At 71.9% G+C, this 22,827-nt stretch carries 19 protein-coding genes; 12 read left to right on the top strand and 7 right to left on the bottom strand.

Features of this window, described 5'->3' with window-relative positions; all coding sequences use genetic code 11:
- Nucleotides 1–63 precede the first annotated feature (63 nt).
- Complete coding sequence (locus QSK30_RS27440; RefSeq protein WP_502871894.1) at nt 64–1,350, bottom strand: RNA polymerase sigma factor; 1,287 nt, start codon at nt 1,348–1,350, stop codon at nt 64–66.
- 5 nt (nt 1,351–1,355) lie between these two features.
- Complete coding sequence (locus QSK30_RS27435) at nt 1,356–1,706, bottom strand: YciI family protein (RefSeq protein WP_285507115.1); 351 nt, start codon at nt 1,704–1,706, stop codon at nt 1,356–1,358.
- A 142-nt stretch (nt 1,707–1,848) separates the two neighbouring features.
- Between QSK30_RS27435 and QSK30_RS27430 the strand changes: the two genes are divergently transcribed.
- Nucleotides 1,849–3,966, top strand: a complete 2,118-nt coding sequence (locus QSK30_RS27430) for an NB-ARC domain-containing protein (protein ID WP_285507114.1) — start codon at nt 1,849–1,851, stop codon at nt 3,964–3,966.
- Here the strand turns inward: QSK30_RS27430 and QSK30_RS27425 are convergent.
- Entirely contained in the window at nt 3,913–5,553 is a 1,641-nt protein-coding gene (locus QSK30_RS27425; protein ID WP_285507112.1) for a hypothetical protein, read from the bottom strand. The two genes, QSK30_RS27430 and QSK30_RS27425, sit on opposite strands and share 54 nt — an antisense overlap.
- A 30-nt stretch (nt 5,554–5,583) precedes the next feature.
- On the bottom strand, nt 5,584–5,979 hold the full coding sequence (locus tag QSK30_RS27420; protein WP_285507111.1) for a cupredoxin domain-containing protein: 396 nt from the start codon (nt 5,977–5,979) through the stop codon (nt 5,584–5,586).
- Between the two features lie 404 nt (nt 5,980–6,383).
- Here QSK30_RS27420 and QSK30_RS27415 point away from each other — a divergent pair, with 404 nt between their 5' ends.
- The 5 genes from QSK30_RS27415 to QSK30_RS27395 all read left to right on the top strand — a co-directional run bounded on the left by QSK30_RS27415 (nt 6,384) and on the right by QSK30_RS27395 (nt 11,659).
- On the top strand, nt 6,384–7,967 hold the full coding sequence (locus tag QSK30_RS27415) for a DUF4331 domain-containing protein (protein WP_285507110.1): 1,584 nt from the start codon (nt 6,384–6,386) through the stop codon (nt 7,965–7,967).
- Nucleotides 7,968–8,037: 70 nt separating this feature from the next.
- Nucleotides 8,038–9,345 (top strand): tetratricopeptide repeat protein, encoded by a 1,308-nt coding sequence (locus tag QSK30_RS27410; protein ID WP_285507109.1) that lies wholly within the window; start codon nt 8,038–8,040, stop codon nt 9,343–9,345.
- A complete protein-coding gene (locus tag QSK30_RS27405) occupies nt 9,342–10,907 on the top strand; it encodes a nickel/cobalt transporter (protein ID WP_285507108.1) in 1,566 nt (521 codons plus the stop codon). The genes QSK30_RS27410 and QSK30_RS27405 overlap by 4 nt, the downstream gene beginning before the upstream one ends.
- Before the next feature lie 2 nt (nt 10,908–10,909).
- On the top strand, nt 10,910–11,233 hold the full coding sequence (locus QSK30_RS27400; RefSeq protein ID WP_285507107.1) for a hypothetical protein: 324 nt from the start codon (nt 10,910–10,912) through the stop codon (nt 11,231–11,233).
- A 60-nt stretch (nt 11,234–11,293) separates the two neighbouring features.
- Nucleotides 11,294–11,659 carry a ClpX C4-type zinc finger protein gene (locus QSK30_RS27395; RefSeq protein ID WP_285507106.1) on the top strand — a complete coding sequence of 122 codons (366 nt, stop codon included), beginning with the start codon at nt 11,294–11,296 and terminating at the stop codon, nt 11,657–11,659.
- A gap of 4 nt (nt 11,660–11,663) precedes the next feature.
- Here the strand turns inward: QSK30_RS27395 and QSK30_RS27390 are convergent, their stop codons facing one another.
- The gene (locus QSK30_RS27390; RefSeq protein WP_285507104.1) at nt 11,664–12,644 is read right to left on the bottom strand and encodes an SEFIR domain-containing protein; all 981 of its coding nucleotides are present in this window, start codon (nt 12,642–12,644) and stop codon (nt 11,664–11,666) included.
- 189 nt (nt 12,645–12,833) lie between these two features.
- On the opposite strand from QSK30_RS27390, the gene QSK30_RS27385 reads away from it, so the two are divergent.
- The 6 genes from QSK30_RS27385 (at nt 12,834) to QSK30_RS27360 (ending at nt 19,774) form a co-directional block, all read left to right on the top strand.
- Complete coding sequence (locus tag QSK30_RS27385; RefSeq protein WP_285507101.1) at nt 12,834–13,427, top strand: toll/interleukin-1 receptor domain-containing protein; 594 nt, start codon at nt 12,834–12,836, stop codon at nt 13,425–13,427.
- A 3-nt stretch (nt 13,428–13,430) separates the two neighbouring features.
- Entirely contained in the window at nt 13,431–15,068 is a 1,638-nt protein-coding gene (locus tag QSK30_RS27380; RefSeq protein WP_285507099.1) for a KGGVGR-motif variant AAA ATPase, read from the top strand.
- A 75-nt stretch (nt 15,069–15,143) separates the two neighbouring features.
- Nucleotides 15,144–15,770 (top strand): hypothetical protein, encoded by a 627-nt coding sequence (locus QSK30_RS27375; RefSeq protein WP_285507098.1) that lies wholly within the window; start codon nt 15,144–15,146, stop codon nt 15,768–15,770.
- Nucleotides 15,767–18,844, top strand: a complete 3,078-nt coding sequence (locus QSK30_RS27370; RefSeq protein WP_285507097.1) for an ATP-binding protein — start codon at nt 15,767–15,769, stop codon at nt 18,842–18,844. Before QSK30_RS27375 ends, QSK30_RS27370 begins: the two co-directional genes overlap by 4 nt.
- A gap of 67 nt (nt 18,845–18,911) precedes the next feature.
- The gene (locus QSK30_RS27365; RefSeq protein WP_285507096.1) at nt 18,912–19,259 is read left to right on the top strand and encodes a VOC family protein; all 348 of its coding nucleotides are present in this window, start codon (nt 18,912–18,914) and stop codon (nt 19,257–19,259) included.
- Nucleotides 19,256–19,774: a hypothetical protein gene (locus QSK30_RS27360; RefSeq protein WP_285507095.1), complete on the top strand. Its 519-nt coding sequence runs from the start codon at nt 19,256–19,258 to the stop codon at nt 19,772–19,774. Before QSK30_RS27365 ends, QSK30_RS27360 begins: the two co-directional genes overlap by 4 nt.
- Nucleotides 19,775–19,790: 16 nt before the next feature.
- Here QSK30_RS27360 and QSK30_RS27355 read toward each other — a convergent pair whose 3' ends face one another.
- Together QSK30_RS27355 and QSK30_RS27350 are read right to left on the bottom strand one after the other, a co-directional pair.
- On the bottom strand, nt 19,791–20,216 hold the full coding sequence (locus QSK30_RS27355; protein WP_285507093.1) for a GtrA family protein: 426 nt from the start codon (nt 20,214–20,216) through the stop codon (nt 19,791–19,793).
- Nucleotides 20,217–20,300: 84 nt separating this feature from the next.
- The gene (locus tag QSK30_RS27350) at nt 20,301–22,730 is read right to left on the bottom strand and encodes an AfsR/SARP family transcriptional regulator (protein ID WP_285507092.1); all 2,430 of its coding nucleotides are present in this window, start codon (nt 22,728–22,730) and stop codon (nt 20,301–20,303) included.
- Between the last annotated feature and the right edge of the window lie 97 nt (nt 22,731–22,827).

Below are 22,827 nucleotides of genomic sequence, written 5' to 3'. Positions count from 1 at the left end.
ACCCGCAGGTCCGCCGCCGGGTGCCGATCGGCTCAACTGATCAACACCCGGCGGCCGGGCACCTCACCCGCCGTGTTCGATCGCGTCGAGCCTGCGGCGCAGGTGGGCGCGTTCGGGTTCGGTGCCGGCCGACTCCAGCGCCTCCCGATAGGCCGCCGCGGCCTCCGGCCACCGGCCGAGCCTGCCGAGCAGGTCGGCGCGGGCCATCGGGTACGGGTGGTAGGACCGCAGGCGCGGCTCGTCCGCGAGGTCGTCCAGCAGGGCCAATCCCGCCGCGGGCCCGTCCCGCATCGCCACCGCCACCGCGCGGTTGAGGGCGACCACCGGGGACGGGGCCAGCGTCATCAGCACGTCGTAGAGCGCCACCACCTGGGGCCAGTCCGTGGTCGGCACGTCCGCGGCCTCGTCGTGCAGCGCGGCGATGGCGGCCTGCACCCCGTACCGGCCCGCCGGGCCGCCGGTGAGCGCGGCCAGCACCAGGACCCGACCCTCCTCGATCATCGGGCGGTCCCACTTCCCGCGGTCTTGGTCCTGGAGTAGGACCAAGTGGTCCTGCGGAGTGACCCGTGCGTCCCGGCGGGCGTGCACCAGCAGCATCAGCGCCAGCAGGCCCGCGACCTCCCGCTCGTCGGGCAGCAGGGCGCGCAGGATCCTGGCCAACCGGATCGCTTCCTCGGCCAGGTCGAGCCGCTGCAGCCGCGGGCCGGAACTGGCCGCGTAGCCCTCGGTGAAGATCGAGTAGACGACCTGGAGCACCCCGGGCAGCCGGGCGGGCAGCTCGTCCGGACCGGGGACCCGGAACGGGATGCGGGCCTCGCGGATCTTCTTCTTCGCCCGCACGATCCGCTTGGCCATGGTCGCGGTCGGCACGAGGAACGCGCGGGCCACCTCGGGGGTGGTCAGCCCCGCGAGGCACCGCAGGGTCAGCGCGGTGTGGTCCTCGGCGGCCAGCGCGGGGTGCGCGCAGGTGAAGAACAGCTGCAACCGCTCGTCCGGCAACCCGCCGTCGGCGTCCGCGGCGGGCACCGGCCCCGCCCGGTCCGCCTCGACCTGCAGGATCGCCAACCGGGCCGCGTAGGCCTGGTCGCGCCGGAGCCGGTCGACGGCCTTGCGCCGGGCCGTGGTCATCAGCCACGCCCCCGGCCGCGGCGGCACGCCGTCGACCGGCCAGTGCACCAGCGCCGCCTCGATCGCCTCGGCGGTGACCTCCTCGGCCAGGTCCAGGTCGCCGAAGCGCCGGGTGAGCGCGGCCAGCAGCAGGCCGCGCTCCTCCCGGAACACCGCGGCGACCGCGTCCACGCCCGGCCCGTCCACGCCCGGCCCGTCGCCGTGCGCGCCGCGCTCGTCCACCGCGCTCAGCCGCCGAAGTCGGCGATCGGGCGCACCACGACCGAGCCGCTGCCGCGCGCCCCCGGGCAGCGGGCCGCCCAGTCCAGCGCCACGTCCAGGTCCGGCACGTCGATCACGTAGAAGCCCCCGAGCACCTCGCGGGTCTCGGCGAACGGGCCGTCGGTGACCGTGCGCGCGCCGTCCGGGCCGACCCGCACCGTGGTCGCGGTGACCAGGTCGGCCAGCGACTCGCCGGACACCCAGATCCCGGCCCCGCGGACCTCCTCGTCGTAGGCCTGCCAGTCCGCGACCGTGCACTCGGCCGCGCCGCCGTTGTCGTCCACCGCACCGGAGTTGATCAGCAGTAGGTACTTCATGGTCCACCTCGTCGCTCTCGCCATCATGGGTCTCGCGGTCGTACAGCACCACTACGAACGGCACCCGCCCGGATGGACACGCCCCCCGCCCGGTCGCCTCCAGTACGGTGATCGTCACACGCGGCCACGAGGGGGAAGCGGGATGTCCGACGTATCGAACGTGCTGGGCGGCCACGCGCACTCGGTCGTGCAGGCCAACAACATCACCGGTGACGTGCACTTCCACGCGCCGGTGCCCGCCGCCCGGGTGCCGAGGATGGTCCCGCCCGCCAGCCGCCACTTCACCAACCAGGTCTGCGCGCTCGACGAGGCCGACCGGCACTGGCGCGCCGCGCCCGACGACCGGCCGCTCGTGCTGGTCGTCGTCGGGCTGCCCGGTGTCGGCAAGACCGAGGTCGCCCGCCGGTGGCTGCGCGACCACGCCGAGGAGTTCCCGGACGGCCTGTTCGGTGCCGACCTGTCCGCCGGTGTGCGGGAGAACGGCCTGGAGAGCACGGTCCTGCGCGAGTTCCTGCTCGCGGTGGGCCGCGAGCCGGGCGCGATCCCCGACACCGCCGCGAGCCGCGCGCTCGCGTTCGGCGAGTGGTCGGCGGACAAGCGCGTCGCGGTGCTGGTCGACGACGCGCTGACGGCGAGCCAGGTCCGGATGCTCATGCCGAGGGGCGGCCGCTCGGTGGTCGTGGTGACCGTGCCCGCGCGCCTGGTCGGACTGGGTGTCCGGGAAGTGGTCGCCGAGATCGAGCTGACGCCGCTGGAGGACTCCGCCGCGCGTGAGCTGCTGGGCCGGATCGCCACCGCGGACCGGGTGCGCGCCGAGCCCGCGGCTGTCGCCGAGCTGATCGCGTTCTGCGCGGGCCTGCCGATCGCCTTGTGCGTGGTGGGCGCGACGCTGGCCGCGTACCCGCACCGGCCGATCGCCCGGCTGGTGCGCGAGGTGCGTGATCGGCGCGAGGGCCTCGCGCCGCTGTCCAGGACCGCCGACGCGTCGGTCGCCGCGGTGTTCGACAGCGCCAGCGAGCGGCTCGGTGACACCGCCCGGCGCTGCTACCAGCTCCTCGGCGTGCACCCCGGTCCCGGCGATGTGCACGTCGACACCGTCGCCGCCGTGCTCGGGCTCGCCGAGTGGGACGCCCGGGACGCCGTCGACGAGCTGCTCGCCACCGGCCTGGCCCAGGAGGGCCGCGGCGAACGGCTGAGCCTGCACGACCTGGTCCGCCTGCACGCGCTGTCCAAGGCCGAGCAGGACGGCGTCGCTGCCAGGTTGCTCGCCGCGGTGGACGACTTCTACCACCGGGTCGGCGTTGCGGCGGGCCACGCGGTGATGCCGGGACGGCCCTGGCGCGACCTGCTGGCGCCGCACCTGGCCGCGTTCGACGACCAGGTCCCGGAGGACGCCGCCGCCTGGCTCGCCGCCGAGCGGGTAAACCTGCTGACCACGGTGCGCCGCGCCGCCGAGTCGGCGCACCCCGCGCGGGCCTGGGAGCTGGCGCTGCTGCTGTGGCCGGTGCACGAACGCGGCAAGTACCTCGACGACCTGGCGACCGCGAGCGCCCTCGGTGCCGAGGCCGCGCACCGGGAGGGCCTGGTCGGTGTCGAGGCGGTGTTGCGCACCCAAGAGGGGTTCGCGGCCCTGCACGGCGGAGACCCGGACACCGCGTACGCGCTGTTCAGCACCGCCGTCGACCTGGCGGCCGACCTCCCGGCGGCCTTGGCCACCGCGGTCGAGTCGCTGGGCTTGGCCGCGCTCGCCCTCGGCCGCCCGGACGCCGCCGAACTGTTGCGCCGCAACGTAGACCTGGCCACCGCGACCGGCGACGAACGCCGGATCGCGCTCGCCCGGATGCACCTCGCCAAGGCTGTCGAACCCGCGGAAGCGGTGCGGTTGCTGACCGCGGCCCGCGAGCGGTTCGTCGACGGGACCGGGGACGCGCACAACGTCGCCAAGTGCGATCTCCTGCTCGGCGTCGCGCTCACCTCGGCGGGGGAGTACGAGCGGGCGTCGGCGTGCCTGTCGGCCGCGCACCGCTTGACACGGGAGCTGGCCCGGCCGTTCGACGAGGCGCACGCCTTGACCGCGGTCGGCGACCTCGCGGCGGCGCGGGGCGAGGTCACCGCGGCCGTCGAGGAGTACCGGCGCGCCCTGGTCGTCGCCGAGTCGTTCGGCTACGAGCCGCGTGCCCGCGAGCTGCGGGCCAGGCTGTCGTCGCTAGGGCACGACCCAGAAGGTGACGTCGAAGCCGGCCGCTCCACAGTGGACTGACAGTCGGTCGGGCAATGTGGCGAGTGGACCCTGTGTGCACAACCACTGGTGCACAAGGGAAGCACCGACGCGTCCGTGCTCGCCGAGTCCGTCGACGCGGACCCGCTCCCCGGCCCGCGTCAGCACCTCCCAGCTGTCCGCGGCCACCGGGGCGGTCGCCAGGGCGCAGCCGGGCAGGCGCCGCAGCAGGTCCGCCGCGAGCGCGGGGTCGGGAGCCACCACGATCTCGGCGAGCTCCAGCTCCCGCCGGGTCGGCTCCTCGGTGTCGACCACGAGGTGCGTCCCCTCGGGCAGCGGACCACCGGCCGCCAGCAGCACCGCGGCGTACCGGGTGACCACCGCCCGGCCCACCGCACGGTCCACCCGCACCAGCTGGGCCCCCGGTTCGGCGGCGTCGGTCCGCGGCACCGGGACGGCCCGCACCTGCACCGGGTGCGCGGGCTCGGGCAGGTCCATGGCCCGGTAGAGCTCCGAGCGCAGCACGGCCGCCGACCGGTCGGGCACCGACGTCGCCAGGTCGGTCAGCCCGGCGAGCGCACCGGGCCGGTGCGCGCCGACCGCCGCGTCGAGCTGGTCGGCGAGGTCGGACGCGGTCAGCCTGGGCGCCACCGCCAGGAACCGCCCGATCGGCGAGTCCGCGGCCACGGTGTGCGCGGGCGCGGTCGCCAGCAGGACCGGCCTGCCCAGCGCGGCGCCGTAGAAGGTCACCGAACCGTGGTCGCCGACCACGACGTCGGCCGCCACCAGGGCGGCCCGCCAGCCCTCGTCCGGCGGGAGCAGCGCGACCCCGGCGCGGGCGCACCGCGCCAGCCAGCGGTCGACCTGCCACGGCGAGTGCCACGCCCGGATGTTCGGGTGCAGCGCCAGCACCACCCGGTGCCCGTCCACGGCCAGCCCGGCGAACCGCTCCACCAGCCCGGCGCCCAGCGCGAACAGCGAGTCCGGCCCCCAGGTCGAGCTCAGCACCACGAGCCGCTGACCGGCGCGCACCCCGAGCGCCCGCCGGTACACCCCGCGCAGCGGCCCGCTGGCGACCATCCGGTCCAGGCACGGGTCGCCCGCCACCACGCTCACCCCGACCGCGGGCGGGCACGAGCGGGCCAAGCGCGCCCGCTGTTCCTCGTGCGAGAGGACCAGGACGTCCGGGATGAGCCTGCCCTGGTCGTCGAGAAGCCACTCCGGCGAAAGGCCGAAAACCGCGTTCCCATTCCCGGATTCGGTGTCCAGGAACTTGTTGTAGCCCATTCCGTGCGGCAGGACCACCAGCGGTGTCCCGGCCGCGCGCAGCCTGCCGCCGAGGCTCGCGCTGATCACCAGATCGGCCCGGTAGTCGGCGGCCGAGTCCCACGGGCGGACCGCCATCCCGCGGTCGACGAGGAATTGCTCGGTGCCCGCGGTGAACGCCGAGGTCCCGGGGATGGTGAACGCCACCCGCACCCGGTCGTCGTCGGCGACCAGGTCGAGCACGTCGAGCAGGCGGGTCGCCGCGGTGACGTTGTGCACCACCGCGAGCACCGCGCGCTGGGTGCCGACGGTGGCCCACCCGCCCGGGTCGAGCCGGTCCGACTCGATCACGCGCGGGGCCACCGGGCCAACCTACCCGGTCGGGTGAGCGGACTAGCGCACCGTGACGGTCGCCGTCATGTACTGGTGGATGGTGCAGATGTACGGGAACTCGCCCGCCTTGGTGAAGGTGTAGCTGTAGGTGGCGCCGCCGGCGAGGTCGTCGGACTTGAAGCTGCCGTCGTTCGCCTTGACGTTGTGCTTGGCGCTGTCGAGGAACTTCCAGGTCACCTTGGTCCCGACGGCCACCGTCAGCGCCGCCGGGGTGAAGGTGAACTGCTTGACCTCCACCGTCGCCTCCCCGCTGGCCACCTGCCCGGCGGCGGAGGACGCGGGCGCGGCCGACCCGGCGGGGGTCGACGTCCCACTGCCGCCGCACCCGGCCGCGGTCAGCAGCAGGGCCGCCGCCAGCACCCGTCGGACCCGACCGGTCTCCACTGTTGCGCGCACTGCTGCCTCTTCCCTGGTGATCGGACCTGCGGACCGGCTGGATCGTCGTGGCCCAGGCTGGCGCATCGCGCGGTCGTCCCGGCCCCCGTGGCGGGCAGGTCCACCCGATGGTGTGGTCACTGAGCGGACCGCGCGCGCCGGATGGTGTGTCGCTGGAACAGGGGGCTCCAGTTCGGTGATTGCGGCACTGCGTCGAATATCTCCGATCCCTTGTCACCCGCACGGGCTAATCAGTGATTGTTTGACTTCCCGATATTGATCGCTAATTGCCACCGACTGGCAACAGTGCCAAGGTGAATCGCATTTAATTCCGAGCCGAATGCCATTCTGTCTCGAATAACCGACTGTCCGATTCCCCAACGAAGTCGGTCCGCGTCCTGAGCGGGCCGGCGAAGGGATGGAGCATGTCAACACCGCACCCCACTCGCCGTCGACGACGGGTGGCTGTCGCGCTGGTCGCGGCAGGCAGCACGGTGCTCACCGGGGCGCTGGTCGGGCTCGCGCCCGGCACGGCCACCGCGTCGAGCCACCGCGAGGCACCCCTGATCGCGGGCGACCCGCCCGCCGACAACACCGACGTGTACGCGTTCGTCAGCCCGGACAAGCCGGACACCGTCACCCTGATCGCCAACTGGTACCCGTTCCAGGAGCCCAACGGCGGTCCGAACTTCTACCCGTGGGCCACCGACGCCCACTACGACATCAACATCGACAACGACGGCGACGCGAAGGCCGACCTCACCTACCGGTGGACCTTCCGCACCGACGACCGCCGGGGCAAGAACACCTTCCTCTACGACAACGGGCCGGTCACCTCCCTCGACGACCCGAACCTGCTGTTCCGGCAGACCTACACCCTGCAGGTCATCGACCGCTACGGCCACGAGAGCACGGTCATCCGCGACGGCAAGGTCGCCCCGTCGAACACCGGCGCGGCCTCCATGCCCGACTACGGCGCCCTGCGCGACCAGGCCACAGTGGACGTGCCCGGTGGCGGTAAGACCTACGTCGGCCAGGCGGACGACTCGTTCTTCCTGGACCTGCGGGTCTTCGACCTGCTCTACGGCGGCAACCTCTCCGAGGTCGGCCAGGACACCCTGGCCGGCTACAGCGTGAACACGATCGCGCTGCAGCTGCCCAAGTCCGCGGTCGTGCTCAGGGGCAACCCGACCCGCAACCCGGTCATCGGGGTGTGGAGCGACACCGAGCGCAAGTCGATGTTCATCAGCCCGGGGGAGTCGCACGCCTTCGGCCCGTACGTGCAGGTCTCGCGGCTGGGCAACCCCCTGGTCAACGAGGTCGTCGTGCCCGCCGGGCTCAAGGACAAGTTCAACGCGCTCACCCCGGACCAGGACCGCAAGGTCCCGGACCTGGTGAACCGGGTGACCGACCCGGAACTGCCCAAGCTCATCCAGGGCATCTACGGGCTGCCCGCGCCCGCCACCCCGCGCAACGACCTGGTGGAGATCTTCCTGACCGGGATCACCACCAAGGCGGGCGGGCCGATCGCGGCCGACCTCAACTCGCAGCTGAACAACGCCGACGTCGACCCGAAGCGGTTCAACCCCTCCGAGCAGCTCCGGCTCAACGTCTCGATCCCGCCCGCGGCGAGCCCCAACCGGCTCGGCGTGCTCGCCAACGACCTGCAGGGCTTCCCGAACGGGCGCAGGTTGACCGATGACGTGCTCGACATCGCCGTGCAGGCCGTCGAGGGCGCCGCGGTCAGCGGCATCGTCCCGGCGCTGGCGGCCGGGGACAAGGTGAACGCGAACGACAAGCCGTTCGGCACCGTGTTCCCCTACGTCGCGCTGCCGGGCAACACCGCGGTCAACCAGTCGTCCGGGGACGCCGCCGCGGTGCCCGCGGGCGGCGGTTCGGGTCACTTCCCGTTCCAGTCGCTGCTCGGCGGCCTGGTCGCCGCCGTGCTCATCGGCTCGGGCGTCGCGCTCTTCCGGCGCCGTCCCGAGTGGACACCCGCGGTCGCGTAGTCCGCACCAGCCCCGGGGCCGCGAGCCGCGGTCCCGGGGCACCCCGCCCGCCCTGTCGGAGGTTCCCCGCATGTCTCCCACACCCGGCCGCAGGCGCGTGCTCGCCGTGGCCGTGATCGTCGCGGGCGTCGGCCTGCTCGGTGCCACGGTGGCGACCCTGGTCGCCCCGGCCGACCCCGCGCCGGCGCCCACCGCCACCGCCGACCGCCCGCCGCTCGAGCGCACCATCGCCACCGCGCAGGACAAGCTGCGCCGCACCCCGCGCGACCCGGCCACCTGGGCGCTGCTCGGCACCGCCTACATCGAGCAGGCCAGGGTCACCGGCGACGCCACCTACTACCCCAAGGCCCAGGGCGCGCTGGAGAAGTCCCTCGCCCAGCAGGCCGACGGCAACGGACCCGCGCTGATCGGTCTGGGCGCGCTGGCCAACGCCCGGCACGAGTTCGGCACCGCCCGCGACTGGGGCGAGCGCGCCCGGGTCGCCGCGCCGGACACCGCCGAGGTGTACGGGGTGCTCGCCGACGCCTACACCCAGCTCGGCCAGGCCGAGCAGGCCACCGCCGCCGTGCAGCGGATGCTCGACCTCGAACCGGGCGTCGCCTCGTTCACCCGGGCCGCCTACGACCTCGAGCTGCACGGTCGCGTGGACGACGCCCGCGAGGCGCTGGACCGGGCGCTGGCCGCCTCGGTGAGCGTCGCCGACGCGTCGTTCTGCCGCTACCACCTCGGTGAGCTCGCCTTCGACAGCGGCAAGCTCGACGAGGCCGAGGCGCACTACGCCGACGGCCTGCGCGCCGATCCGACCAACGCCGCGCTGCTGCAGGGCCGGGCCAAGGTCGCCGCCGCCCGCGGGCGCACCGACGAGGCGATCGCCGGGTACCGGGACCTGGTCGCCAGGGTGCCGCTGCCGCAGTACCTGCACGAGTACGCGCTCCTGCTCACCGCCGCCGGGCAGCCCGCCGACAGCCAGTTCGCGGTGCTGGACAAACAGCGCACGCTCGCGCAGGCGTCGGGCGCGGTCGACGACCTCGCCGACTCGGTCGTGGCCGCCGACCGCGGCGACGCCGCCACCGCGCTGCGCCTGGCCGAGGCCGAGTGGGGGCGCAGGCAGAACGTGCTCGTCGCCGACGCCATGGCCTGGGCGCTGCACCTCAACGGCCGGGACGCGGAGGCACTGTCCTATGCGGACAAGGCGGCCGCGCTCGGTTGGCGCAACGCCACGTTCCTGTTCCACCGGGGCGTGATCCTCGCCGGCCTCGGGCGCGCGGGGGATGCGGTGTCCACTTTGGAAGAAGCGCTGCGGGTGAACCCGGACTTCTCGTTGCTGCACGGCCCCGAGGCGCAGCGCGCCCTGACCGAACTGCGAGGACCGCGGTGAGGCGCTTGGCACTGCTGCTGTTGCTGTGCGCGGGCGCCCTGCTCGCCGCCCCGGGCACGGCCTCGGCGCACCCGCTGGGGAACTTCACCGTCAACCACTACAACGGCCTGACCCTGCACCCGGACCGGGTCGACCTGCGCGCCGTGGTCGACCTCGCCGAGATCCCGACCGTGCAGGAGCCGATCGGGCCCGACTACGCCCGAGAGCAGTGCGGGGAACTGGCACGCGCGGTCACCGTGACCGTCGCGGGCAAGGCGGTTCCGTGGGCTGTGCCGAGCGTGGTCCTGGAGTCTCCACCGGGCGAGGCCGGGCTGCCCACCACCCGGCTGACGTGCGAACTGACCGGTCCGGCCACTATGGACAGTGCGACGACCGTCACGATCACCGACACCTTCCGCGGCGACCGGATCGGCTGGCACGAGATCACCGCCCGCGGCGAGGGTGTGGCGCTGACCGGGTCGCCGGTGCCCGACCGCACCGTCAGCGATGAGCTGCGCGCCTACCCGGCAGACCTGTTGGCCGATCCGCTGAACGTGCGCACGGCCACGCTGGATGTGCGGCCGGGCAACGGTTCCGGCGTCGCCGGATCGGTGTCCACGGGATCGAGCTGGCTGGACGCCGGGCTGGCGAAGGTCACCGGGTTCTTCACCGGGCTCGCGGGGACCCGGGAGCTGACGCCGTTTGTCGGGGTGCTCGCCGTGCTGCTGTCGCTGCTGTTGGGTGCCTCGCACGCGATGCTTCCGGGCCACGGCAAGACCGTCATCGCGGCGTACCTGGCGGGCAAGCACGGCACCACCCGCGACGCGCTCACCGTCGGCGCGACGGTGACGGTCACCCACACCGCGGGCGTCTTGGTGCTGGGCCTGCTGATCAGCGCGTCGAGCGCCATCGCGGGGGAGAGCGTGCTGAGCTGGCTGGGCGTGGCCAGCGGTGTGCTGGTCGCCGCCATCGGCGCCGGACTGCTGCGCTCGGCGTTGCGCGACCGCACGCGGGGGACGGTGCTGTCCAGCCCGGTTCCGGCGCTGGTCGGCGCCGGTGCCCCGGCCGGTGTGGGCGTGGTCCCGGACCTCGATCCGCGGCCGGGTTCTGGTTCTGGCCATGAACACGGCTCCGGTTCGGACCACGGGCATGGTTCGCCCCTCGGTTCCGGTTCCGGTTCCGGCTTCGGTCACGGGCACGGGCACGGCCATGGGCATGGACACGGTCACGCGCACGGTCATGGGCAGCGGATCGGGCGGTCCGGCCTGATCGGGATGGGCGTCGCCGGTGGGTTGGTGCCCAGTCCGTCGGCCCTGGTCGTGCTGCTCGGCGCGGTGGGCCTGGGGCGGACGTGGTTCGGCGTGCTGCTGGTCCTGGGCTACGGCCTCGGCATGGCGGGCACCCTGACCCTGGTCGGCATCCTGCTCGTGCGCTTCCGCGACCGGTTGGAACGGGTGGAGCGGCTCAACGGCCTGCGGTCACGGGTCGCCCGGTTCAGCGCGTTCCTGCCGGTGGTCACCGCCCTGCTCGTCCTCGTCGTCGGCGTCGGACTGGCCGCCCGCGCGGCCTCCGGGATCGGATAGCCATGCGCACCACCACCCTCGCGGTCGCCACCCTGCTCACCCTCGCGGCGTGCTCGGCCACTCCCGACCCCGGTCCCCGGTTCGACGACCAGGCGCAGGCGGAGCTGACCTGCCTCAACCACCAGAGCGCCGCACCCGGCCCCCGCTACACCGATCCGGCGCAGCGCAGGACCGAGGAGACCCTCGCGGTGCTGCGCTACTACACCGCCAACACCGCCAAGCCCTACTGCGACAACCAACCCGCCACCACCACCGACCGCGACTGGGCCAAGCTCTACGTCGACCTCGGCGCCGACCCGGCACTGGTGGCCACCCTGCTGAAGTGAAGTTGTCAGGATGGCCCTGACGCCCGTAAGGTAACCCCTGACGCGAAGCGGAGGGGTCAGATGTCGATCGCCAGTTGCTCGTTCTGCCGCAAACCCAACACCGAGGTCACCACCCTGGTAGCAGGCCCAGGAGTCTTCATCTGCGACGGCTGCGTGGCGCTCGCCGCCCAGGTCATCGCCGGGACCCGGGTGGCCGAGTCGGCGGAGTCGTCGGGGTCGCCGGTGGCGCCGTGGGAGTTGGAACTGTCCCTGGAGGCGGTACTCGCGACCCTGGGCTCGGTGGCCGCGGCGGGCGCCCAGGCGGAGCGAAACCTGGGACTGTGGGTGGCGAAGGCCCGGACCTTGGGAGCGACCTGGTCGCAGGTGGGAGAAGCGTTGGGGATGACCCGGCAGTCGGCCTGGGAACGCTTCGCCAGCGGGGACTAGCGGGTCAGAGCAGGGTCGGATTGCCCCAGGCCAACTCCGGCAACCGACTGACCTGGGCCGTTCGGGTGCCTGCGCGCAACGGCGAAGACGACACACTCGGGCGGTACATCTCCAGCCGCAACCGCATAGCTCCGGTGACATCCACCTCGACCATCCTCGGCTTTCGGTAGGACGCCTGGTGTTCCGGGTGCTCTCGACCGTCCAGGTAGACCGCGAACCGCCCCACCTGGAACGCTTCGGCGGCATCGTCGAGCACCCCCACGACCGACGTCAGCCTGCGGTAGGCCCCAGCAAGGTCGACCTCCACGAAACCTCGCGCCTGCGGTGTGACCGAGGAGGGGCGCAACACGATGCTGTCGTCGTAGTGCACACCATCGATCCACGCATCGCTGGGCCGCACGTCCCAGCCGCTGGCCACCCACTGGGACCGGTCGGTCAGCAGCAGTTGCGACCTGGTGGGAGTGGTAGCCAATCCATCCCGCCACACACCCCGTTCGGGCATCGGGTACCGGGCGTGCCCGGTGATCGCGCCGACCAACCTCGACACGCCCTCCTGGGTGAACGACTCGACCTTGAAGATCGTTGTGGAGTGCGGCGCGAGGAACGCCGGGATGTCGTCGACCGTGTGTCCTGGTAGCACGACCGGCAGGATCTGGGCTGTCCCACTGCGCAGGTTCTTCACCAGGAGGTTGGTGATGAACGCTGATTCGAACTGCGCCTGCCGCCCTTCGTCCGGTGGTGCTGTGCCCTCCGCTTGGCGGCGGTACGCGGGTGAGGCGATGACCAGGATGAAGTCCGCTTCGCTGAAGTGCTTGGTCGCCCACAGCACCTTGTCCCGGCGCCTGCCCTCCTCCCACTGGTCGAGTTCCACTGCCAACCCCAGGTGGACGCGAAGGAATGTCGCGAACAGACGTACCACTGTGTCGTGTTGCTCTGACTCACGTGCGTAGGCGATGACCACCTTGGGCGCTCCGCGATCGGACATCGACGCTCCCGCTCCTCGAACCCGGTACTGCCAACCGACAGGAATTGTGGACGACACACCGGATCCCAGGGGTAGTGATCAGCCGGGTATGACCGAAGACTGTCCGACTTTTGTCACGCCGCACGCCTGTTTCGACGTGGGCCCGGCAACTTACGATCATGACCGCCCGGTGACCGGTCCGAAGGAGCGATGACACGCGTGTACGAGTACGACGTGTTCATCAGCTACCAACGCGAGGGCAACCTCATTCCGGCCTGGGTACGCACACACCTCTACCCGCGCCTGTTGGAGGTGTTGCACGACAATCTCGACCGGGACGTGAAGGTCTTCTTCGACGAGAAGCTGCCCGGTGGCGTCAAAGTGCCTTCGGCGCTGCGCAGCGCCCTGCAGCGAACCCGAGTCCTGCTCGCCGTCTGCTCGCCGAGGTACTTCCTTAACGAGTGGTGCCTCGCCGAGTGGCACTCCATGGCGCGGCGAGAGGAAATGGTCGGGATGACATCGTCGGAGCAATCACACGGCTTGATCTACCCGGTCATCTTCTGCGATTCCGAGAACTTCCCCAACTACGCGCACGAGCGCAGGCTGCAGGACCTCAAGACGTGGAACTTGCCCTATCCGCAGTTCCAGGACACCGTGGAGTACCTCGGGTTCCACCGCGAGGTCCAGCGGATCGCCGAGGAGCTGGTGGACCTCCTCGAACGGGTGCCGGAATGGCGACCCGACTGGCCAGTTGACACACCAGAGCCCGGCCCGCCCACAACCCCCAAGCTGCCGAGGTTCTGACGCATGCAGGGAACCGTGGTCACTTTCTACTCCTACAAGGGCGGTGTCGGCCGCAGCTTCACGCTGGCCAATATCGCCATCCTGCTGGCCCGGTGGGGCTACCGGGTGCTGTGCGTGGACTGGGACCTCGAAGCCCCAGGGCTGCACGAGTACTTCGAGCCGATGCTCAGTGCCCCACCGGCCGGTGGTGTCGTCGATCTGGTCGACGACTTCCTCGCGGGCAAGACGCGTCCGGTCGACCGCGCGGCCCGGTTGCGAGACGTCGGCGCACTCGACTTCCTCGCTGCGGGGCGGCACGACGCCCACTACCCGGGCCGGGTTCAGGACATCGACTGGGAACGGCTGTACGAGATGGGCTTCGGCGACTACCTCGAACGATGCCGCGAGCAGTGGACGGCCGACTACGACTTCGTGCTGCTGGACAGTCGCACCGGCGTCTCCGACATCGGTGGTATCTGCACCGCACAGCTCCCGGACCGCCTCGTCGTGCTGTTCACCGCCAACATGCAAAGCGTTCGGGGCGCCGTCGACATCGCTCGACGTGCCAACGTCGCCCGCGACCGGTTGCCCTTCGACCGACCCGGGCTCACGGTCCTTCCCGTGCTGTCCAGGTTCGACTCCCGTGAGGAGTACGACCGGTCGGAGGAATGGAGGCGCATCTGTCTGCAGGAGACCAAGCCGCTGTTCGACAACTGGCTCTACTCGAACGTCGAGCCGGATGTGATGGCCCGACATCTGACCCTGCCCTACGTGTCCTACTGGAGCTTCGGTGAACAGCTCCCGGTCAGTTCCGAGGCCAATCCCAGTTCGGACCAGATCAGCTTCGCGTTGGAGACCGTCGCGGCCGTCGTGGCGCACCACTTCGACCGCACGGACCTGTTGGCGGAGAACCGTGACGCCTACGTCGCCGCCGCGCGACCTGAGCGGGTGGACTTCGACCTGGACCTGCGGGTGAGCAGTCCACGTTCCACATTGGACGTATTGGACGCGCTGATCACCGAGCTGCGCGAGCTCGGTGTGCGGGTGGAGCGCTCGTTGTCCGGAGACCGGTCACTGCTCGCGAGGCCGGAGGACGACGCGCGCCACCTGTGCCTGGTCATCGACGAGGAGGTGAGCCGGTGGCAGAAGGCGGAGGTCGAACTGTTCCTGCACCGGACTCTCGGTCAAGACCGCAGGGTCATCCCCGTGCTCACCGAGCACGCGCAGCCCAACACCCTGCCCGGCTACATCGGGAACTTGCGTTACCTGCGACTCGGACCCTCCCGAGGCCCGGCCGAGGTGGCACGCGACTTGGCTGACCAGCTCAACCGCACGTCCGGGTTGGTGGACACCGAGGACGTCGACATCGCGGGCGTGCTGAAGCAAGCCGTTCGAGCGCGGCTGCGCCCGGCGCTGTGGGCCTTGGTGGACGAGGTCGTCCTGGGCCTGTCCGCGGCCGTGGGTGCCGGGGACGACGTGCGTGGTCAGGAACTCGCTACCGACCTGGCTCTGACGATCAAGCCCCGTTCCGGTCCCGGTGAGGATCGGGTGGGTGTGCCTGCGCCGACGCGTGCCGCGATCGAATGGGTCGTGCGAGTACTCGGCACCCGCGCCACCAGTGGAGGTGCTCGTCGCGACGCCACCGATTCCACGCGGGCATGAGCCCGGCCTGGGCTCACGGAAGTACCGCCCGCCGCGACCACGCGGTCGGGCGACCACCTTGCGGAAGGACCTAGAATGACAGATCGTCTGGGGCACAAGCAGATCGCGGCGATGTTCACGCTGATGTCGTTGTCGCGCGAGGTGTCCAACCCGGAGCTGCAAGACCTGGTTGGGTTCACCCTAGTCGGTGCGGACCGCAGGCGCCTCAACGACCTCCAGTTGGTCGCCAGCCGCAAACAGGGTCGGCTCTTCGTCCACGAACTGACCGACAGCGGGTGGGCGTGGTGCGACGAGGAGCTGGGGGCGGGTGAGGCTCCTGCTCCCCGCAGCAGCCTCGGTGTCGCGCTGTACATCCTGCTGGGTGGCTTGGACCGGTATCTCCGACGGGAGAAGTTGCGCTTGGCTGACGTGTTCACCCCCGACGTCGAGTTGACGGCCGACGAGATCGAGAGCCGCATCCGAACCGCGTACCGCAAACTCGCCCCCTCGCCGCGCGATTGGGTAGGACTCGTCGACCTGCGGCCGATGTTGGGTGACGCGCCGACCCGCGACGTTGACGCCGTCCTGAAGGAGCTGAGCCGAACGGGTCAGGCGCACCTGATCCCGGAGGCGAACCGCAAGACGATCACGGCTGCCGACCGCGACGCCGCCGTCCGCATCGGCGGCGAGGACAACCACTTGCTCTCCATCGAGGCGTCATGACCGAGCAACTGGCAGTGCTCGGGACAGTCCGCTTCGACTGGGCCGACACCCCGGACCACGTGTGGCGCGACTCCCCGTACCACGTGGACGGTCTGCACACCGACGTCGCCGCCGCGATCGACTCGGGTATCGCCGATGCCGCGGCCAGTGACGGCCCCAGCCCGATCGGGCTGGTCCTGCAAGGGCAGAAGGGCGTCGGCAAGACCCACCTCCTCGGGCTTGTCCGCAGGCAGACGCACAGCGCGGGCGGCTACTTCTTCCTCAACGACCTCACCGCTGGTGATGCCTTCTGGGAGAACACGGCCGAGGCGCTGCGCCGTGGGCTGTCCCGGTCCGATGACTCCGGCGACTCGCAGCTAGCCAGCTTCCTGCGCCGGGTCTGCGAGCGCGGCGCCGTCGATCCCCGGTCGACCACCGCGATCCTGAGTGGACACAAACTCGACCGCAAGGATGTCGACGCGTTCATCGCGGGCTTGCGCACCCTCGACCGCGAGCTCGCCACGGCGAGTGCCGACACCGCGCGTGCCCTGGTGCTCTCCGCGAACCAGGACGAGCGCACCAACTACATCGGCGACGACTACCTGGGCGGATTCGAGGAGTCGAAGGACGGCGAGCGGCGCAAGTGGGGCATCCAGCCGCGGCCGAAGTCCGTGTTGGCCCAGGTGCACGACATCACCAGGCTCCTGGCGCTGACCGGTCCGATCGTCATCGCCGTGGACCAACTCGACACGCTGGTCGCGCGGTCGGCTCTGCAGACCCAGAAAGTCAGCTCCGGCGGCGAGGGCGATCTGCTGGTCGCCCAGATCGCGGACGGCCTGATGCGGCTGCGCGAGGTGACCCGGCGGACTGTGACGGTGCTCGCCTGTCTGCCCACCACCTGGCTGCAGATCAAGACCAAGGCCGCCGAAAGCGTTCCCGACCGCTTTCGCGAACTCACGACCCTGGGCCGGGTCACCGACGGCCGACTCGGCCACGCGTTGGTCGAGCGACGGCTGGGGGTGGCCTACAAGAACATGGGTTTCGAGCCGCCGTACTCGACGTGGCCGGTGGCGCCCTCGGCGTTCGAGGGCGCCTGGGAGGAGCTCACCCCGCGCGAGGTGCTCAAACGCATCGGTGCGCACATCGATGCCTGCCTGCGCAGTGGTGAGGTGCGTGAGCTGACCACATTCGATGATCACGCGCCCCGCCCGGTGCCCTCGGTGCGTCCGGCGCCGAAGTCCGATGGTTTCGCCGAGTTCGACCGCACCTTCGACAAGCTGCGCGCCGCGGCCAAGGTCAAGGCGCTGATGCACAAGGACACTGAGGACAAGGTAATGCCAGGCCTGCTGTCCGCGGCGCTGCGGGCGTGGATCACCGAGGTCGGCGACGACAACATGGAGTGGGAGTGCGAGAAGCGGAACCGGGGAAGCGAGCTGCACGCTTGGCTGACCCGGACCGTGGATGAGGCGTCCGACCTCGTGGAGCACTGGGCGTTCCGGGTGATCGGCGCCGACCACCACCCCGTCGCCGCGTTGCACCGCTTTCGGAAGGCTCGTTCGGCGGCAGGACTGCGGCAAGGTGCCGATGACCGGCACCTGATCCTGGTTCGCGACGCGTCGTGGTCGAAGGGCCGCACGACCCAGGCAGAACTGAAGTCGTTCGAGGCCGTGGGCGGGCGGCGATTGAAGTTCTCCGAATCGGATGTGCGCACGTTTTGGGCGCTCAACGAGATGTTCGCCAAGGGGGGCACCAAGCTGCACGAGTGGCTGGTCCAGCGTCGACCTGCCAGTCGCTCCGAGTTGCTGTCCGCAGTGCTGCCGGAGGTTTCGTCGGGGCACCCAAAAGAAGGGACGCACCCCCCGCCGGGTGAGGGGGAGATCACGTTGGGGAGGGTGATCGGGACTGGGGAGCCGGTGCGGCTGGAGCTTTCTGCGTTGCGGAAGCATGCTGTGGTGTTCGCTGGCTCCGGGTCGGGTAAGACGGTTCTCCTGCGGCGGATCGTCGAGGAGTGTGCGCTGCTCGGTGTCTCGGCGATCGTGTTGGACCCCAACAACGACCTCTCCCGGCTCGGTGACGCCTGGCCGGAGGCGCCGGGTGCCTGGGGGCCGGGGGACGCCGAGGCGGCGCAGCGGTACCTGGCTGAGACCGATGTGGTGGTGTGGACGCCGGGGCGGGCGAGTGGGCGGCCGTTGGCCTTCCAGCCGTTGCCGGACTTCGCGGGGGTTCTTGATGACGACGACGAGTTCGGTGCCGCCGTGGAGGTGGCGGTGGCGACGTTGGCGCCGCAGGTTCGGTTGACCGGGAGCACGGTCAAGGCGAACATCGGGCTCGCCGTGCTCCGGCAGGCCGTGGTCCACCACGCTCGGACCGGGTCGCGCAGTTTGCCCGCGCTCATCGAGGTTCTGGCCGATCTACCTGAGGGTGTGAGCACGCTCAACGACGCCCGGCGGGTTGCCGCTGATCTCGCGGAGGCGCTCAAGGCGGCGATGGTGAACGACCCCTTGTTCGCCGGGGGTGGTGAACCTGTTGACCCGGGGTTGCTGCTCGCCCCTCGGGAGGGAAAGCGGGCGCGGGTTTCGGTGATCAGCTTCGTGGGGTTGCCGGGGGAGGAGCAGCGGCAGAACTTCGTCAACCAGTTGCAGATGGAGCTCTTCGCCTGGGTGAAGCGGAACCCGGCTGGCGACCGGCCGTTGGGGGCACTGTTCGTGATGGACGAGGCGCAAACCCTTGCCGCGTCCGGGTCTCTGTCGGCGAGTACGCGCAGCACCATCGTGCTCGCGTCGCAGGCGCGCAAGTACGGGCTGGGACTGCTGTTCGCCACACAGGCGCCGAAGGGGCTGCACAACCAGGTCGTGGGCAACGCGATGACCCAGTTCTTCGGCAGGCTCAACAGCCCGGCCCAGATCGCCGCCGCCACCGAGCTGGCCCGGGCCAAGGGGAGTCCGGTCACCGACATCTCCCGGCTGGAACGCGCCCAGTTCTACGTCTCGGGCGAGGCATTCGGCTTCCGGCAGGTGACCACCCCGCTCTGCCTGACCCACCACCCGGCCAGCCCGCTGCGGCTGGAGGAGGTGATCGAGCGCGCCCGCGGGTGAGCCACCACGTCGAGCGGGACCGCGCGGGATGCGCTTGGCTGGGTCACCCGACCGGAAGGAACCCACCGTGCCCGTGACCAAGGTCCTCGCCGTCGTCCCGGTGTCCGACTTCGACACCGCGCTCACCTGGTACGAGTCGCTGTTCGGGGTCGGGCCGAGTGCCCGCCCGATGCCCGGCCTGGCCGACTGGCACGTGTTCGACACGGCCTGGGTGCAGGTGTTCACCGACCCGGAGCGGGCCGGGCGCACGTTCCTCAACTTCGCCGTCGACGACCTCGCCGAGCACGCGGCCACCCTCGCGGCCCGGGGTATCACGCTCGGTGAGACCACGACGACGGCCAAGAACGCCACGCTCGGCTCGGTGGTCGACCCGTCGGGGAACACGATCACCTTCATCGAGAACCCGTCGACTTGACCGACCCGGCCGCGCTGGTGGTGATCCAGCCCTCCTACGGCAGCCCAGAGGTCCGCAGGCACTGGGCCGACACGCTCGACACCGAGGTCCCCTTCGCCGAACCCCACTACGCCGACGCGCTGCGCGCCGAGGACCTGAGCAGGCTGCGCGCCCTGCACCCGTCCGGCTCCGCGCGGTTCTGGGGCACCACGGAGCGGCACGACCACCGGGTCGACCGGCTGAGCACCGGCGACGTGGCGGTGCTGACCGGTGCCAAGCACGTGCGGGCCATCGGTCGGATCGGCCACCTCGTGCGGGCCCCCGAGTTCGCCCGCAGGCTGTGGACACCGGACCCGGCCCGGTGCCTGTGGAGCAATGTCTACAGCCTCACCGACTACCGCCGCGTCCAGGTTCCCTACGAGGTGGTCTGGGCGTTGCCCGGGTTCACCGCCGGCGACAACTTCATGGGGTTGCGCCTGCTCACCCCCGAGAAGAGCGCCGTGATCATCGCGGGCCTGGACGCGGCGACCCGCTGATCACCCCGGCACGAGCTCAGTCCACGGCGGGCGCGAACACCCAGTGCCGCAGCAGCGCGAACCGCAGGCCGCCCGCCACCGCGCCTGCCACGACCAGCACGGCCATCTCGTCCACCGTCCCGCCGCCCGCCCCCACCAGGCTCACCGCCCCGGTGGTGATCACCAGTCCCAGGACGGTGATCGCCATGCTCTTCAGGTGCCTGCGCACGCCGATCGCGCCGTCCACCCCGAAGGTCACCCGCCCGTTCGCCGCCGTGCCGGTGACCGTGGTCAGCACGGTCGCGAGCACGTTGGCACCGGTGGCGGGCAGCACCGTCCGGAACAGCAGGTAGACGGCCAGGAACAGCACCGTGTTGGCCACGCTCACCGCGGCGAACCGGACCAGGTGCCGCGGCAGCGCGACGGTCGGGACGAGGCTGGTCCGGGGCGCGATGACGGTCATGGCCCAACAGTGCGCCCTCATCCTCCGTGGGTCCTTTGACCCCGCTGTGCCCTTCCTGTGCGCCGGTGTGCTTCTTGCGCGCGGTCACAGCGCGGCGAGGTTGGCCCTGATCTCGTCCGCGTCGGCGGGCAGGTCGAGGTCGGCGAGCGCGGTCAGCGCCCGCCGCCAGGCCTGGCGGGCCCGGTCGTGGTCGCCGAGGGCCCGGTGGATGTGGCCCAGGTGGTCCAGCAGCGCCGGTTCCGCGGCCCGGTCGCCGGTGGCGCGGGTCGCCTCGAGCGCCTGCCCGAGGTACTCGGCGGCCGAGCTGTACTCCCGCCGGACCCGCTGCGGGCGGTCGTTGGCCTCCTCGTGCCTGGCCCGCACCAGGTGCATGGTGCCCAGGTCGGTGAGTGCGCGGGTCAGACCCACCTGGTCGCCGGTGTCGCCCGCGGCGCGCACCGCCTGCCCGTGCAGTGCCTTGGCGTCGCTGCACTGACCGCAGGTGCGCAGGTACGGGTGCAGGAGCGCGGACAGCGACACCGTGTAGTCGGTTAAGCCGGTGATGCCCGCGGCCTGGGCGGCCACCGCGAGCAGGTTGGGCAGTTCGGCCTCCAGCCAGGTCACCGCGCTCGCCTTCCCGGCGAACGGGCGGGCGGGCGCGGGTACGGCGCCGTGGCGGCGCACCTCCCGCGGGTACGCCACGCGCGTGGCGGCCGCCGCCGTGCGGACGTAGTGGTCGAGCAGGCGGGCCAGCGCCGCCCGCCTGCGCGGCGGCGGGTCGGTCTGGACCACGAGCCGGGCCGCGTGCGCGCGGACCAGGTCGTGCATCCGGTACCGGCCCGGCTTGCGCTGCTGCACCAGGTGCGCGTCGACCAGGTCCTCCAGCAACCGCCCGGCGTCGTCGGTCGGGACCCGGGTGAGGGCGGCGGCCGCTGCCACGTCGATGTCGGGGCCGGGGTGCAGGCCCAGCAGGCGGAACATCCGCTGCCGGGGGCGGTCGAGGTGGGCGTAGGAGAGGTCGAAGGCGGCCGTGACGCTGCGGTCGCCCGCGGCCAGTTCGGTGAGCCGCCGGTGCTCGTCGCGCAACCGCTCCGCCAGGTGGTCCACGGTCCAGGCCGACCGGTGGCGCAACCGGGCCGCGGCGACCCGGATCGCCAGCGGGAGGCGCGCGCACAGCTCGACGATCTCGGCCACCCGGTCCGGCCGCGCGGCGGCGACCGGGTCGTGGTCCGTCGCGCGGGTGAACAGCGTGATCGCGTCCGCCCGCGAGAACACGTCCAGCGACACCGCGCGGGTGTCGTCGAGCCCGGCCAGCCTGCGCCTGCTCGTCACCAGCACCAGGCAGCCCGGCCCGGCGGGCAGCAGCGGGCGCACCTGGGACTCGTGCGCGGCGTTGTCCAGCACGGTGAGCACCCGCTTGCCCGCCACCCGCCCGCGCCACAGCGCGGCGCGCTCGTCCAGCGTGGCCGGGATCTGCTCGCCGGTCAGGCCGATCGCCCGCAGCACCCGGTCGAGCGCGTCGAAGGGCTCGACCGGGTCCCGGCCCTCGGTGAACCCGCACAGGTCCACGAACAGCTGCCCGTCCGGGTAGTGCGGCGCGAGCCGGTGCGCGGCGTGCACCGCCAGCGCGCTCTTGCCGACACCGGCCATCCCGTCGATCGCGCACACCGTCACGGTGGCGGCGGACCGCGCGGACAGCAGCACCGCGAGTTCAGCGGAGCGGCCGGTGAAGGTGGCGAGGTCGGCGGGCAGCTGCGCGGGCGCGGGCGCCCGGGGGTGGCACCGCGGCACCGGCTCGGTCTCGGGTCCGGACAGGATCGCCTGCTGCACCCGGCGCAGCGCCCCGCCCGGTTCCAGGCCCAGCTCCTCGACCAGCAGCCGCCGGGTGCGGCTGAAGACCTCCAGCGCCTCGGCCTGCCGACCGGACCGGGACAGCCCGAGCATCAGCAGCCCGACCAGGCGCTCCCGTGTCGGGTCGAGCACGACCACCTCGCTCAGCTCGGCGACGACCCGCTCGTGCTCGCCGAGCGCGATCCGCAGCTCCGCGAGGTCCTCGACCACCTGCATCCGCGCTTCCTCCAGCCGGGCCGCGGACGCCTCCCGCACGCCGTCGAGCACCCCGGTGAGCGCGGGTCCGCGCCAGAGCGCGAGCGCCTCACCCAGCAGCTCGACGGCCCGGGCGGGCTCGCCCGCGGCCCGAGCGGCGCGCCCCTGGGCGACCAGCCGCTCGAACCGGCGCAGGTCGACCGCCTCCGGGTCGACCGACAGCGCGTACCCGCCCTGGCGGGCGGTGAGCACCGGTGCGGCGGCGTTGTCGTTGAGCACCTTGCGCAGCCGCGACATCTGGCGCCGCACCGCGCCCCGCGCGTCGCGCCGGTCGTCGGCGGTCAGGTGGGTGACGAAGTAGTCCAGGGGCACCACGCGGTTCGCGTTGAGCAGCAGCACGGCGAGCGAGCTGCGCTGCTTGGGCCCGCCGATGGGCAGCGGCCGGTCCTCCCGCCACGCCTCGACCGGTCCCAGCACGCGAAAGTCCACCACCACAAATCCCCCCAGAGCGTGATGTCGCGAGTCTATGCGCCCGCCGACGCCCGGGGCAGGCGTACGGCCGGTCCGCTGGTTGTCCGAGGGATGT

This window comes from Actinokineospora sp. NBRC 105648 (assembly GCF_030269645.1).
Lineage (GTDB): Bacteria > Actinomycetota > Actinomycetes > Mycobacteriales > Pseudonocardiaceae > Actinokineospora.
Note: the sequence above shows the minus strand (reverse complement) of the source record. Positions and strands in the feature narration are given on the sequence as shown.